The sequence below is a fragment of the Corynebacterium sp. c25Ua_47 genome (assembly GCF_039907205.1).
In the GTDB taxonomy this organism is placed as follows: domain Bacteria; phylum Actinomycetota; class Actinomycetes; order Mycobacteriales; family Mycobacteriaceae; genus Corynebacterium; species Corynebacterium hiratae.
In genome coordinates this window covers 1-14,745 of the sequence record NZ_JASBOH010000004.1, presented here as the reverse complement: position 1 = coordinate 14,745, position 14,745 = coordinate 1, and the positions used below count along the sequence as shown (strand labels likewise).

Genomic DNA, 14,745 nt, shown 5'->3' with positions numbered 1-14,745 from the left:
TTCATGCCTATTGCAACCCCTGAGGTTTATAACCAGATGCTGGATACCGCCAAGAAGGGCGGCTTCGCATTCCCGGCAATTAACTGCACCTCCTCCGAAACCATCAACGCCGCACTCCGCGGCTTCGCCGAGGCTGAGTCCGACGGCATCATCCAGTTCTCCACCGGCGGCGCCGAGTTCGGTTCCGGCCTGTCCGTGAAGAACAAGGTTGCCGGCGCCAAGGCACTGGCGGCCTTCGCCCACGAGGCTGCTCAGCACTACGGCATTAACGTTGCGCTGCACACTGACCACTGCCAGAAGGAAGTTCTGGATGAGTACGTGCGCCCGCTGATTGCCTTCTCCCAGGAGCGCGTTGACCGCGGCGAGCTTCCGCTCTTCCAGTCCCACATGTGGGACGGCTCCGCTATCCCGATCGATGAGAACCTCGTGATCGCCCAGGAGCTCCTCGAGAAGGCCCACAACGCCAACATCATCCTCGAGGTCGAGATCGGCGTTGTCGGCGGCGAAGAGGACGGCGTTGAGGCTAAGGCCGGCGCTAACCTCTACACCTCCCCGGAGGACTTTGAGAAGACCGTCGATGCCCTCGGCACCGGTGAGAAGGGCCGCTACCTGCTGGCCGCTACCTTCGGTAACGTCCACGGCGTGTACAAGCCGGGCAACGTGAAGCTACGCCCGGAGGTCCTCGATGAGGGCCAGAAGGTTGCTGTGAAGAAGCTCGGCCTCGAGGCCGGCGCCCAGCCCTTCGACTTCGTCTTCCACGGCGGCTCCGGCTCCGAGAAGGAGAAGATTGAGGAGGCACTGCGCTACGGCGTCATCAAGATGAACGTTGACACCGATACCCAGTACGCCTTCACCAACCCGGTCGCTCGCCACATGTTCGCTAACTACGACGGCGTCTTCAAGATCGACGGCGAGGTTGGCAACAAGAAGGTCTACGACCCGCGCTCCTACCTCAAGAAGGCTGAGCAGGGCATGGCTGACCGCGTGGTTGAGGCCTGCCAGGACCTGCACTCCGTGGGCAAGACCGTGTCCAAGTAAACCCACACCAACCGGATGCCGACGCTGAGCACCCACTGGCGCTAAGTGGCGTCGCGCCATCCCAACAAGCCACCCCTTGACGTCAAAGGGGTGGCTTTGTTCGTCCAAACCCGCCGCCAGAACGCGTAAAATACCGGAGTCATGGAAGCGCAAGAGTCATCGTCGAGTTCGTCGAGTACCGTCAAGCGTGTTCGCAAGACCACCCGCGAGCAGCTGCGGTTGGTGGATAAGTCCCTCAAGGCGCGCCTGACACGCATCCGCAACCGGCTCGTGTTCATGCTTCAGTGCACGATAGGCGCGGGTTTGGCCTTCTATGTTGCGCACGATTTCTTCGGCCACGCGCAGCCCTTCTTTGCCCCGATGGCCGTCATCATCATCCTCGGCTTATCGGGCAGGGACCGCCTCAAGCGCGCCGTGGACATGGCCCTCGGCGGTGTCGTGGGAGTCTTGGTGGGCACGCTGCTTGTCGACGCCCTCGGGACCGGCCCCATCCACATGACCATCATCATCGGGTTGGCCCTGATTATCGGTTCCTTCTTCACTAGTTCGCAGCTGGTGAGCAATCAAATCGTCATTGCCGCCATCCTCATCGCCACCATTCTTCCCCCAGAAGAAATGGGCGGCATCTCCCGTGCCATTGACGCCATCATCGGCGCGGTCATTGGCCTCACGATGATCGTGCTGATTCCCTCCTCGCCCCTGCGGGCGGGCCGCTCGGAAGTCTCGAAGGTCTTGGGCATTACCTCCTTGGTCCTCTCCGACGTGGCCAAGGGCCTGGAGGAAAACGATCCTGAGACCATCACGGAAGCACGCGACGCGGTGCGCGGCACGCAGGATGACATCAACAACATGCTTAACGCCACCAAGGGCGGTGCGGAAACCGCACGCCTCTCGCCCTTCCTGTGGAGCTCGCAGCGCACCGTTCGCTCCCTGGAGCGCATCCTCACGCCCGTCGACAACGTGGTCCGCGGCACCCGCGTGCTCTCCCGCCGTGCGCTTGTTCTCTCCGAGGACGGCGACCAGGCCACGCCCGAGCAAGTTGAGATCATCGACGAACTCGCTGAAATCACGATGGAGCTATCCGATCTCTACACTCACCAAACAGCGCGTGAGCGCCGCGTGGATGAGGCGCATGCCATCCCGGACATCGTCAAACGCCTACGCCAGCTGGGTGCGCGCTGCTCGATGGACGTTGCCGGCGAGGAGGCAGTCCTCTCCGCTTATGCCGTGCTCGCCCAGACGCGCTCCATCATCGTGGACCTTCTCATGGTGTGTGGCATGTCGCGGGAGTCGGCCGTGGCACAACTCGTGCCCACCTCCAAGCACCCGGCCTACCCGCCGGAGGTCTGGGAGGAAAACTAAGGCTGGGCTAGGGCAGCTGATACAGGCTAGGGCCGCACGATCTGCAGGTCCCGCAGGTGGCGGTAGAACGTCACGCGCTTGACCGGCCGCTTGGCACGGACTCCATCGACGCTGACGCTGAGCGACGGCCCTCCTGCCTGCACCGCCCGGCCCTGCACGACGCTGGCCGGGTCGAGTTGTCCAGGTTGGGCAGGCTTGCGCAGGCGGGTGAACAGCCCACGGCGCGGTGCAGCCTCCGCTTCAAAGCTCGTCACCGCCTTCGCTGCCACGATGCCCGGCGCATCCGTCATTGGTACGAGCTTTGCTCCGAAGACATCTTTCTCACGATCTGCGCGCAGCAGCACGGCATCGTCGACGATGATCTCCCCGGTGATCTCCTCATTCGACCATTCCGCAATCGTTGCCGAGCCCGCCACGGCGAGGCCCGCGTCATTACGGATGAGCGGCACCGGCTTGACGGGCGCGGTCATGGCAAAGGAGAGTGCTTCCTCCATTACTGCTCCCTGGTTGCCGGGCCCCTGGCGCTCCTGACCCGCTCCGCTCGATTTCAGGCCCCAATTCATCGCCGCTGTGGAATGCTCCCCGGTGGGGACATACCCAACCTCGGCCCACAGGTAATCCGCCCGCATCATGCGGGTCAACACCGCGCTGAGTGCGGCGTCGCTGCCAATAACCACGATGCGCAAAGGCTCGCGCAAGTACTGCTTTTGGGGTGCTGGGCCCGGCTCGCCGAGGTGACTCACGTCCGGTTGCGCGGCAATCTTATCCAGCGATGGAGTGGGGTCCTCCGGAAGGATGTCCCTGGCCAGCGCATCAATAGCCTTCAGCTCCTGCCGGCTGGGGACCGAGGCGACGCGGAAGTGCTCAACGCGGATTCCGCTCTGTTGAGCCTCAGCGAGGGCATCGGTATGGGCCTCAGTGAGATGGCCGCCGCAGTCTACAAGCGCACAGATCATACAAGAAGCATAGAAGCGTGAGAAGAGGTTCGCGAAAAAGGAGCGCCAGCGCCGCTCAACCAACGGCGCTTCCAGAAACTAAGTAGTGCACGTCACATCTGCTAGGTAGGCTCCATTACAACGCTTAACTCCAAAGCAACTCTCAACTTCTTAACACTTAACTTTTTCTTTGTCTGATAGCTGGAGGTATTCACCGTGTCCACCCGTATGGCAACCCTTGCGCTTGTATCCGCCGCTGGACTGTTGGTGAGTTCGTGCAGTTTCGGCGGGGGTTCACAGACGGAAGCCGAGGAACCCGCCTTCACCGAGGCCGCCGCCGCGTCCGTGACTAGTTCTACGAAGGCCAGCGCGACGACATCGTCGACACCGAGCAGCACTTCCTCCTCCAGCACGCACCCTAACTGCGAAGAAAAGAAGGAGCTCGAGGACACCGACCTTGGCAAGGTCCTTGATAACAAGGAAGCCTACGTGAAAGGCTCCACCGAGAAATTTGAGGACCTCACCATCGGCGAAGACGAGTATGACCCCTGCAAGTTCCTCAGCTACGTGGTGTTGGAGGGCAAGTTCGATGGCGAACCCGTGAAGGTTCCCGTCTTCTTCGTCAACGGCAGGGTCTACGACGAGAATGCCCTGTACATCACGTCCTCCTCATTTGAGGTCACTGAGGATGGAGAGGGTTACACCTATGAGTCCAAGACTGAAGGAGACATTGTCGGCGTCGAAGGAAAGGTGTACAAGCGCCCAGGCACTGAGGCACCTTCGATGGAGAACTCCTTTGACGGTGTGAACTCGGACATATTCTTCATTGACGTAAAGTCAGAGCTCACCGACTCCGCGGACCTGGCCAAGGATGAAGAAGACCTCCGCGGTGAAACGCTGTTCGATATTTCCGCCGACGGTTGGAACTTGGTGTGCGGTATCGATGCGAATGAAAAATCCATTGACTGCGCACACGGCGGTGGCGGAGCCTGGGTTATCAAGAGCGATAAGACCAACCTGCCGGAAGATATGGAATTCGATGTGGTGAGCCTCCTACCGCTGGAGGGTGAAACCAGGTACAGCCAGGGTGGTGTCGACAACCTCCCAACTGACGGCAAGAAGATCGATAGCAACGGTCTCTACCGAATCGGCATCGATGACATTGAAGCTCAAATCGCTGTCGTTGACGATGGGATCATTATCAGCACCCCAAACAATTCGAGGCTGATGTTCACCAATGACACCATCTTCATCGAAGAGAAAGACAAGGGCGACGGTGCCAACTCAAACACCGAAATCGCGTAGTTGGACTTGAACGAGGTTCGGGACGAACCTCTCCACGAAGGTGCCGGCGCATCAATTCCTGACGAGCTTGTCACAAACTCACCGCTGCACCGCTGCGGCGGGTAAAGTAGGTGCGTATTTGACTTCAATAAATAGGAAGTGACATCAAACATGGCAGCGATCGTCATCGTCGGCGCCCAGTGGGGCGATGAAGGCAAGGGCAAGGCTACCGACATCCTCGGCGGCAAAGTCGATTACGTAGTTAAGCCCAACGGCGGTAACAATGCCGGCCACACCGTCGTGGTCGGCGGCGAGAAGTACGAGCTGAAGCTCCTTCCCGCCGGTATTCTCTCTGAAAACGCCACCCCAGTCCTGGGCAACGGCGTGGTGATTAACCTGGAGGCCCTCTTCGATGAGATTGATGGCCTCGAAGCCCGCGGCGCTAACGCTTCGCGCCTGAAGATTTCCGCCAATGCGCACCTCGTGGCGCCCTACCACCAGACGCTTGACCGCGTGCAGGAGCGCTTCCTGGGCAAGCGCGCCATCGGCACCACCGGCCGCGGTATCGGCCCGGCTTATGCCGACAAGGTCGCCCGCATCGGTATCCGCGTGCAGGACATCTTCGATGAGTCCATCCTGCGCCAGAAGGTCGAGTCCGCCTTGGACATTAAGAACCAGATGCTGGTGAAGATGTACAACCGCAAGGCCATCGAGCCGGAGCAGGTTGTGGAGTACTTCCTGAGCTACCGCGAGCGCCTGCGCCCGATGGTTATTGAGGCCGAGCTGGAGCTGAACCAGGCGCTGGATGAGAGCAAGCACGTCCTCATGGAAGGCGGCCAGGCCACCATGCTGGACGTTGACCACGGCACCTACCCGTTCGTGACCTCCTCGAACCCGACTGCCGGTGGCGCTGCTGTGGGCTCCGGCATTGGTCCGACGCGCATTACTACCTCCCTGGGCATCATCAAGGCCTACACCACCCGCGTCGGTGCGGGTCCGTTCCCCACGGAGCTTTTCGATAAGTGGGGCGAGTATCTGCAGACCACCGGCGGCGAAATCGGCGTCAACACCGGCCGCAAGCGCCGCTGCGGTTGGTATGACTCCGTCATTGCCCGCTACGCCACCCGCGTCAACGGCTTCACGGATTACTTCCTGACCAAGCTGGACGTGCTTACCGGCATTGGTGAGATCCCCATCTGCGTGGCTTACGATGTTGATGGCAAGCGCTACGACGAGATGCCGCTGACCCAGTCTGAGTTCCACCACGCCGAGCCCATCTTTGAGACCATGCCGGCTTGGGATGAGGACATCACCGGCTGCCAGACCTTTGAGGAGCTTCCGCAGAAGGCACAGGATTATGTCCTGCGCTTGGAGGAGCTCTCCGGCTGCCGTATCTCCTACATCGGCGTTGGCCCCGGCCGCGACCAGACCATCGTGCGCCACGACGTCATGCAAGACCAGTAAGGCGCCAAAGAGTCCAAGCCGCACAACCTCAGGCACCGCCTAACGGCGGCGGTGTCACAAAGCAACCGCCCTGCTTCTCCTGCAGCATCGTGCACACAACCACCTGCACGCACCACGCACAGGGAAGCGGGGCGGTTTGTGTTTCTATGGCTACATTTGTGCGCTCAATACACCCTGCTTGGCGACGCCTCCCACACCTCCACCCGTCACTATGCTGTATAAAACACCCCCGTTAGGAGTATATTCCTGGGGAAAATGTTACGGATGTGACGACGTGAGCTATTTAACAATCGCAACCGCGTGTCGCAATCGCGGCGAAAAGAGCAGGTCAAACATGTGCTTCGTGTTGTTAGCGGCAAAAAGTTTGCATTCATGAAATTTTCAGGATTCCGTACGGTTCCTTTAATTCGTGCACGGAGTTAACATTAGAGACGAGTTTGTTCATAGACCCTTGGAAACCTCTGACCTTCTTCCAAGGTGACAGATGTGAGCTGCTCTCGGTTGCGTAAGCCGGTATCACCCCTTGCGCGGTCACGTATCCCTAGCGTGATCAGTTCTTTCAAGTCTTAAGGAAAGGGCTTCTTGATATGAACAAGAAGGAAATTAAGCGTACAGCTGTACGCCGTCGCGGCACTACTATTGCTGCCGCGGCGCTCTCTATTGCTATGGTGGGCCCCTTCGTCCACTCGGTAACCCCGAACTTCCCAGTGGCCGCGGTCGCTGGCACCCCGGCTGAGGCTGGCCAGTCGAACACCGCCGGTAATGGCGTCAAGTACCCAGGCAAGAATGCCGATGGTGTTTACCAGTCTGTGGTAGATGAGCAGCGGTACGAGTTTAGCGACCAGCCGATTAAGGTTGAGGGTGCCATCGAGTCTGGTGCTGAGCAAGGCACCAACGAATCTATCGAGGGCTACGTCATTCACCAGCGCGATGGTGACCTTTCGGTGAACCCGGGTACCCGTGATCCATGGAAGCCGATCCCGATGGCAGGCGTGCGCGTTTACGCTCAGTGGACTGAAAAGGGCGGCGTCACCTCGCCGGTGTACACCACCACCACGCGTGAAGATGGTTACTACACCATCAATATGAAGCCTTTCAACAATGCGAAGGGCGAGGTCGTCAAGTTTGACGCAGACCCGAATGGTCCGCAGTACGAGAAGATTCGTGTGTGGGTGGATAACCCGGATACGGATAACTTCACGCAGCTGTATGGCTACAACTTCGGCCACATGGGTCCGAATGCGGCTACGTACGACACCCCGGGTGGCATGGGCTGGCTCGTTGGCCCGGACCGCGTGACCAACGTTCGTTTCGCATTTGGTGAGAAGACCCGCCATGACGTGATGCACCGTGACAAGGCTGATCAGAACCCGGTGGTTGGCAATGGTCCTGGCCAGATCAAGGGCAACCTGTTCTGGCACCTGTACAATACGCAGGGCGCGTTCACTCCGAGCCTGATGAACAAGATGAACGGTGCCGATGTGCCGGCAACGGGCGTGAAGGTTTACGGTTCCTACCTGTCTGACTACGCAGTTAACGAGATCAAGACGAAGGCTGCTAAGGATCTTGGCTTCGACGAGATCCGCGGGCGTGGTTGGACCAACCGCAACGAGACTGCGCTGCAGAACTGGATCAAGCGCAAGATGGCGGAAGAGGGCAAGGACAAGTGGATTGCCGAGACCTCTGAAGCCACTGTCGACAGCAAGGGCGACTACACGCTGCAGTTCAAGGGCACCTTTGGGCGAAATACCGGGACAACCAACAACGTCGACCGTGGCTACGACGACGGCGCGCTCATCTACACCGACCTGGCGCGTGATAACGGTGCTGAGGTGACCTTCCCTGACGGTTCGAAGCACAATGCTTATAACCTGTTTGGCCAGGTTGCGCCTGCTGCAGACGTCGGTAGCTGGGAGAGGTCCGTTACTGGTCGTGGCATCAAGAACATTCCGAAGCACGTGAACTGGGACTGGCTGTTCTTCTCTACGGAGGAGACTGAGGGGCTTGGTCAGTTCACGCCGTTCTACAACAACTCCTTCCTGCCGCGTGACCAGTACGTGTTCAACGGTGAGGGCAAGTGGGCTGGTGGCATTGTCTACGGCGCTGGCGAGCATTACCTGCTGGAGAACCGCAACGTTATCTACTCGGACTACGTGGTCTTCGATGTGCTCAAGTACGATACCCGCCAGAACCCAGCGAAGCCGGGTGCGAAGGTTGATACCAAGACGGCGGGTCTGCCGATCCAGTGGGTTGACGGTCTGCAGTACCAGATCGAGTGGATTAACCAGGAGACTGGCGAGGTCGTTCACACCTGTGCTCCGGAAGACCCTAAGGCTAACGGCATTATCGATTCGTGCCAGTTCGACACCACGGGTGTTAAGTCCACTACGACGTTCACGGCGTACCTGTACCCAGTCAACAAGAAGACCAAGGAGCGCGGTCAGGCGATTGCAGCAGACTCGTTCACGGTTCTGGTTGGTTGGCAGCCACACTACGAGGAGACTCCGGCTAAGCCTGGTGAACCAACCAAGTCCAAGGCTCCGACTTTCGACAATACGGCGACCGATGACGTCGAGAAGCTTAGCGCTGAGGAGCTGAAGGCTCAGGACGAGAAGAAGGCGCCGACGAAGTTCGCGCTGCCTGAGACCTTCAAGGCTCCAGAGGGTTACACCGTCACCGTTGATGAGAAGACCGGTGAGGTTTCCGTAACCTTCCCGGCTGATGCAGCCAACAAGGACAGCATCGAGGTTCCGGTCCAGGTCACCTACCAGGACGGCACGACCGCAACCGGTACCGCTCCTTTCGTCGTTGAATCCACCGATCGTGATTCCGACCAGTACACTCCTGAGTATGAGAACGGCTCTGGTAAGCCGGGTGATGACGTCGAGATTAAGAAGCCGACGTTTAAGGACGGCGACGGCAAGGAGACCACTCCGCCGGAGGGCACCAAGTTTGAAAAGGGCGAGGGCGCGCCGGAGGGTGTGACCGTTAACGAGGATGGTTCCGTCAAGGTGACCATTCCTGAGGGCGCTGAGCCTGGTACGAAGATTGAGGTTCCGGTTAAGGTGACTTATCCGGATGGTTCGACTGATGATGCCACGGTGACTGTCACGGTTGAGCAGCCTGGTGACAAGGACACTGACCAGTACACTCCTGAGTATGAGAACGGCTCTGGTAAGCCGGGTGATGACGTCGAGATTAAGAAGCCGACGTTTAAGGACGGCGACGGCAAGGAGACCACTCCGCCGGAGGGCACCAAGTTTGAAAAGGGCGAGGGCGCGCCGGAGGGTGTGACCGTTAACGAGGATGGTTCCGTCAAGGTGACCATTCCTGAGGGCGCTGAGCCTGGTACGAAGATTGAGGTTCCGGTTAAGGTGACTTATCCGGATGGTTCGACTGATGATGCCACGGTGACTGTCACGGTTGAGCAGCCGGATGCTCCCGAGGCCGATGTGTCCGTGGATGCTATCCCGGACATGAAGGTTCCCCGTGGTGAAAAGGTTTCCATCCCGGTAAAGGCAACTGATGGTGCGGAGGTAGCCGTTGATGGTCTGCCTGAGTTCCTGAAGTACAACCCGGATACCAACGCGATCGAGGGCGAGGTGCCGGCAGATGCTGAGCTGAAGTCCTATGACATCAAGGTCAAGGCGACCAAGGATGGAAAGAATGCCTCGGATGAGTTCAAGCTCACGGTAACCGAGCGGATGATCGAGGATCCGGACACTGATGGTGACGGTATCCCTGATTCTCAGGATCCCGACATTGATGGTGATGGTGTCAACAACTCTGATGAGAAGGCTGCTGGCACTGACCCGTACAACCCGGATACCGATGGCGACGGCGTCAACGATGGTGACGAGGACACCGACGGTGACGGCAAGCCGAACAAGGACGAGTCCAACCCGAATGAGGACAAGATCACCGATAAGGATGGTGATGGCATCCCGGACATCATTGACCGTGATGATGAGGATGGTCCGAAGGGTGACAAGGACGGCGACGGCATCATCAATGAAGAGGACCCGGACGCTGACGGCGATGGTGTTTCTAATGATGATGAGAAGGAAGCCGGTCTTGATCCGTTGAACCCGGATACCGATGGTGACGGCGTCAACGATGGTGACGAGGATACTGACGGTGACGGTAAGAAGAACCGTGATGAGTCTGAGGTTCCTGAGGGTCCGGTTAAGGACGAGGACGGCGACGGCCTTGGCGATACCGGTGTTACCGATAAGGATCCGGAGGACGGCAAGGCTGACATCACCGATGGTCCGCTGACCAACGACACTGACAAGGACGGCATCCCGGATGCTGTTGACCCGGATATCGATGGTGATGGTGTCAACAACACCGACGAGAAGGTTGCTGGCACTGACCCGTACAACCCGGATACCGATGGTGACGGCGTCAACGATGGTGATGAGGACGCTGACGGTGATGGCAAGACCAACGCTGAGGAGTCTGACCCGACTGTTGATGAGTCCAAGGACTCTGACGGTGATGGCATCCCGGACATCATTGATAAGGATGACGAGGATGGCCCGAAGGGTGACAAGGACGGCGACGGCATCATCAACGAAGAGGACCCGGACGCTGACGGCGACGGTGTTTCTAATGATGATGAGAAGGCCGCTGGCCTGAACCCGTTGAACCCGGATACCGATGGTGACGGCGTCAACGATGGTGACGAGGACACTGACGGTGACGGTAAGAAGAACCGTGATGAGTCTGAGGTTCCTGAGGGCAAGGTTGAAGACAAGGACGGCGACGGCCTTGGCGATACCGGTATCACCGATAAGAACAACAACGGTGTTGCTGACTTGGTTGATAAGCCAGGTAAGAAGCCTTCTAACCCGTCGTACCCGGACTACCCGTCCTGGCCGATTGATCCGAACAAGCCGGGCGAGGATGACAAGCCTGGTGATAAAGATCCGAAGGACAAGGACACCGATGGTGACGGTCTGACTGACGAGCAGGAGAAGGAGCTTGGCACCGATCCGAATAAGGCTGACACCGATGGTGACGGCATCAATGACGGTGACGAGGTAGACGGCTCCAAGAACCCGTTCGATAAGGACGGCAACAAGGTTAAGCCGGGTGAGAAGGGTGCTCCGACTGACCCGAAGAAGGCTGATACCGATGGTGACGGCACCAACGATGGTGACGAGGTCACTGGTTCCAAGAACAACGGCAAGCCGACTGATCCGAATAACCCGGACTCCAAGCCGGAGAAGGACCCGAACGGTTCCTCGAAGTTGCCTGACTGGAATGGTTCTTCCAACCTGTCTGAGCGTTGCATCAACACCGGTTTGGGTATTGGTATCCCGCTGCTGTTCCTGATTCCGGTTGGTCTGGCTTCCCAGATGAACATTCCGGGTCTGTCGGAGTTTGTTGCTCCGATTAACAAGCAGATTCAGGATCTGAATACCCGTCTGCAGCAGCAGGCTGGTCTGTTCAACGGCCCGTTGGCTGACCAGGTCAATGGCATCAATGCTCAGCTCAAGCGCTTCGGTGCTGATTACCAGCAGGCTGCTGGTGCTGTGGCTCTGATTGCTGCTGGTGCTCTGGCTATCGGCCTGTTGGCTGATGCTTGTGCACCGGGTGCTGGTGAGGGTTCCTCCAAGTAAGAGGAAGACCGCGATAACCGAGGGCCAGTCGGCCCCCGTGGCCGGCTGACACGCTAGAAGGTCAGTCTGTAGCACCAGGCCCCCTTTCCCACTGTTTCCCTGCGGTGGGTAAAGGGGGCTTTGGTGATCCTGCGCCCCCGGGCCGGAGCCCGGGGCGGCAATGCGTCGTCGTGGGACACAGTGAGTTTTGGTGGTTGTGGGGAACAGGGGGACGTCGCCAAGCAGCGAGGCGTCAAATGTGTGCGATAATTCGAGAATGACTACCGCAGGCGACATCGCAGGCCAGATCGGAACCCCCCTAACAGGAAACGCCACCAAGGTGCTGCTCCTAGGGGCGGGTGAGCTGGGCAAGCAGTTAGTAATTGCCTTTCAGAACTTAGGGCTTGAGGTTCACGCCGTGGACCGCTACGCAGGAGCACCCGCGCAACAGCTTGCGCACTTTAGCTACATCGCAGACATTAGGGACCCATACAAGGTGTGGGAGCTGACTGAGAAGATTAAGCCAGACTACGTAGTCCCAGAGGTGGAGACTGTCGCGGTGGAGACGCTGAAGCGTATAGAGGAATTCGGCACCACTGTCGTGCCGTCAGCGCGGGCTTGTGAGCTCACGCAGTGCCGTGAGAGCGTGCGTGAGGTCGCTGAGAGGATTGGGCTGCCCGTCACTGCCTATCGCTTTGCTGAGTCCGCTGAGGAGTTGCAGGAGGCAGTGGGGGAGTTGGGGCTGCCGTGCATCGTGAAGCCGGACATTACGACCTCAGGGAAGGGGCACATCCTTCTTAAGGAAGAAGAGGACGTGGAGGAGGCCTGGGCCATGGTGCGCCACGTGTCCTCGGAGTATAAGCGCGTCGTGGTGGAACGCTTCGTCGACTTTGACTATGAGGTCACGCTGCTTGCTGTGCGCTCCATTGACCCGGCTACGGGCAAGATGGCCACGTGGTTCAGTGAGCCCATTGGCCACCGCCACGAGAAGGGGGATCTGGTGGAGTCCTGGCAGCCGATGGCGATGAGTGAAGACGCCCTGGCGAACGCACGCTCCGTGGCCGCGCGCATCTCCAACGAATTGGGTGGGCGTGGTGTCTACGGCGTTGAGCTCTTCGTGGCGGGTGATGAGGTGTATTTCTCCTCTGTTTCGCCGCGTCCTTTGGATACCGCAATGCTGACTGGATACACACAGCGCTTCTCTGAGTTTGAACTCCATGTCCGCGCAATGTTGGGCTTCCCGATCGATGTGACGTTGGTCAGTCCCGGTGCGGCGGTCATTTTGCACGCGGACGCTGAGCTTGATGACGTCTCCTACTCCGGCCTCGATGCCGCCCTGGCGTATGAGGAAACTGACGTGCGCCTGTTTGGCAAGCCCTGGGCCTACGCCGGCCGCCGCATGGGCATGGTGGCTACGACCGCCGAGGACGTTGAGACCGCCCGCGACAGGGCAGCACTCGCGGCGGCGAAGATTACTGTGGAGCCGGACTCGTCTTCAGGGGGAGACCAGGTGGATGCGCAACCTGTGGCGCCCGCGGGCTCGCCGGTTTCCGACATCGAGGTTATTGAGGTTCCCGAGCCTGTCGTCGACGTTGACCCGAAGCTCACGCGTTCCGCCGATGATTAAAGAGGGGGCTCGGTGATCCATAAAAATGTTTAATGGGGGCAGTGGCCTAAGCCCTGTGGGGTGAGGTTTCTAATGGGGAAAGACGGCCGTGCTTTGCGCACGGCCGTTTCGCGTGTCTGCGAGGTGTAGCGGTAAGGATGTTAAGTGCTCGCGAGTACGAGTTTCCGCGGGCCTTGGGGTGCTGCAAGGTGGTGAGGTTCGTAGGTGCTTACAAGGGGATTAGGCCAGCGCGGGTGCGCACTGTGCTGTTGCGCTGGCGGAAGGTTTCCGAGCGCAATCCGGATGGGCGAAAACTGATATGTAAACTTAGCAAATCTTAGGTAGAGAATTATAAGAATTGCTTAGAAATTGACGACGTCAACAAAAAATAGAACAAGTAGGCGATAGAGGGGGGACAGTCTGACTTGAAAGTGGTTTAGTACAGCATAAACATGCTCCAACTTGGGTATAGGCGAAATTTATAGAGCAATGAGATACCTTGCAGCTTCCCGTATTGAATGATAGTCTCCTGAGTGAACTATAAGAGTTCGTGAGATTCCTGAGAGGAATCGCCGGTCAGGGTGTAAAAACCTACGTCCAGATTTCAGATTGGTTCAGTGGTCTAAGGCTGCTGTGTAGAAAACTTGTAGACATTCACATCATTCGAAGAGGAAACGATGAGTAGATTAAGGAATATCTCCAGAGAGGGGTGGATGGTCTTTACTGCTGTGCTTACAGCAATTGCAGTAATTGCGGCCATGGTTACCGTTCCCTGGGCGAAGGCTGGCGCGGCCGAGCCGACTGATTTCGTGCCTAACACCACCTTGGGCGCTGAAAATGCGAAAATTGGCGGAGATCATAGCTGGGGCCAGCTTGTGTGGGCTGGTGTTCCGCCAGAAGGTGCGAGAAACCCTCACAAGAACAATGATGTCGGATGGGGCTGGTGTATTGATTACACTGTTGCCGATCCCATGCTCAAGAAGGGCAGCTACAAGAAGTCCACAGCAGGTGCGATTCGCTTTGATGACCCGAAGTTCCAGAATGCGGCTATCGGCATTGCAATGAAGCTGCGTGATGCTACGGCGGCTGGCGATAAGAAACTTGCTAACCGTTACAGCGTTTACTTGGCAGCGCTCGTCTCTGATGCGTCGGGTAGGGCTGCCGCGATTAAGTTTATTCACGCAAACGACGGCGGAAATGTTTCTGGTCTGGCACGTCCGCTCCACGGGTTCGACGGCAATTCAGAGGATTTCACGGCGAACACGGGGCTGCGCATTCTAAAGGACAATGCCCAAACGCTCGACCAGCAGTTTGAAGCCGATCCGTCGGTTACTATCCCTGAGCAGCCGGCGGATGCCTTCATCACTGTGGTTGGTCCCAACGGCATAACCACTCATAACAGTGGTGGGGGACAGCGTGTGGTTCCGATTGACCAGCCTGGTCTTCCAGA

General features: G+C 58.4%; 7 protein-coding genes and 1 pseudogene. 7 read left to right on the top strand and 1 reads right to left on the bottom strand.

What is annotated here, in order from left to right; genetic code table 11:
• Positions 1–3 precede the first annotated feature (3 nt).
• Positions 4–1,038, top strand: coding sequence for a class II fructose-bisphosphate aldolase (gene fbaA / locus QKE52_RS04970; protein WP_144014041.1), 1,035 nt, complete (start codon positions 4–6; stop codon positions 1,036–1,038).
• A 141-nt stretch (positions 1,039–1,179) separates the two neighbouring features.
• Entirely contained in the window at positions 1,180–2,400 is a 1,221-nt protein-coding gene (locus QKE52_RS04965; RefSeq protein WP_070509844.1) for an FUSC family protein, read from the top strand.
• A gap of 26 nt (positions 2,401–2,426) precedes the next feature.
• On the opposite strand, the gene QKE52_RS04960 is transcribed toward QKE52_RS04965, so the two are convergent.
• Positions 2,427–3,356, bottom strand: a complete 930-nt coding sequence (locus tag QKE52_RS04960) for a hypothetical protein (RefSeq protein WP_347948297.1) — start codon at positions 3,354–3,356, stop codon at positions 2,427–2,429.
• 195 nt (positions 3,357–3,551) lie between these two features.
• Between QKE52_RS04960 and QKE52_RS04955 the strand changes: the two genes are divergently transcribed.
• The 5 genes and pseudogenes from QKE52_RS04955 to QKE52_RS04935 all read left to right on the top strand — a co-directional run.
• Positions 3,552–4,640, top strand: a complete 1,089-nt coding sequence (locus tag QKE52_RS04955) for a hypothetical protein (RefSeq protein ID WP_071409876.1) — start codon at positions 3,552–3,554, stop codon at positions 4,638–4,640.
• 150 nt (positions 4,641–4,790) lie between these two features.
• Positions 4,791–6,083 carry an adenylosuccinate synthase gene (locus tag QKE52_RS04950; RefSeq protein ID WP_070509851.1) on the top strand — a complete coding sequence of 431 codons (1,293 nt, stop codon included), beginning with the start codon at positions 4,791–4,793 and terminating at the stop codon, positions 6,081–6,083.
• A gap of 587 nt (positions 6,084–6,670) precedes the next feature.
• The gene (locus tag QKE52_RS04945; RefSeq protein WP_347948296.1) at positions 6,671–11,710 is read left to right on the top strand and encodes a YPDG domain-containing protein; all 5,040 of its coding nucleotides are present in this window, start codon (positions 6,671–6,673) and stop codon (positions 11,708–11,710) included.
• 256 nt (positions 11,711–11,966) lie between these two features.
• Complete coding sequence (purT, locus tag QKE52_RS04940; protein ID WP_347948295.1) at positions 11,967–13,316, top strand: formate-dependent phosphoribosylglycinamide formyltransferase; 1,350 nt, start codon at positions 11,967–11,969, stop codon at positions 13,314–13,316.
• Positions 13,317–14,008: 692 nt separating this feature from the next.
• Positions 14,009–14,745 (top strand): annotated as a pseudogene (locus QKE52_RS04935) (adhesin); the annotation flags it as partial.

What these genes read in the sequence shown, in the direction of transcription:
- purT (WP_347948295.1), top strand. Translation starts at nt 11,967, where the DNA reads ATGACTACCGCAGGCGACATCGCAGGCCAGATCGGAACCCCCCTAACA.
- QKE52_RS04965 (WP_070509844.1), top strand. Translation starts at nt 1,180, where the DNA reads ATGGAAGCGCAAGAGTCATCGTCGAGTTCGTCGAGTACCGTCAAGCGT.
- fbaA (WP_144014041.1), top strand. Translation starts at nt 4, where the DNA reads ATGCCTATTGCAACCCCTGAGGTTTATAACCAGATGCTGGATACCGCC.
- QKE52_RS04960 (WP_347948297.1), bottom strand. Translation starts at nt 3,356, where the DNA reads ATGATCTGTGCGCTTGTAGACTGCGGCGGCCATCTCACTGAGGCCCAT.
- QKE52_RS04945 (WP_347948296.1), top strand. Translation starts at nt 6,671, where the DNA reads ATGAACAAGAAGGAAATTAAGCGTACAGCTGTACGCCGTCGCGGCACT.
- QKE52_RS04950 (WP_070509851.1), top strand. Translation starts at nt 4,791, where the DNA reads ATGGCAGCGATCGTCATCGTCGGCGCCCAGTGGGGCGATGAAGGCAAG.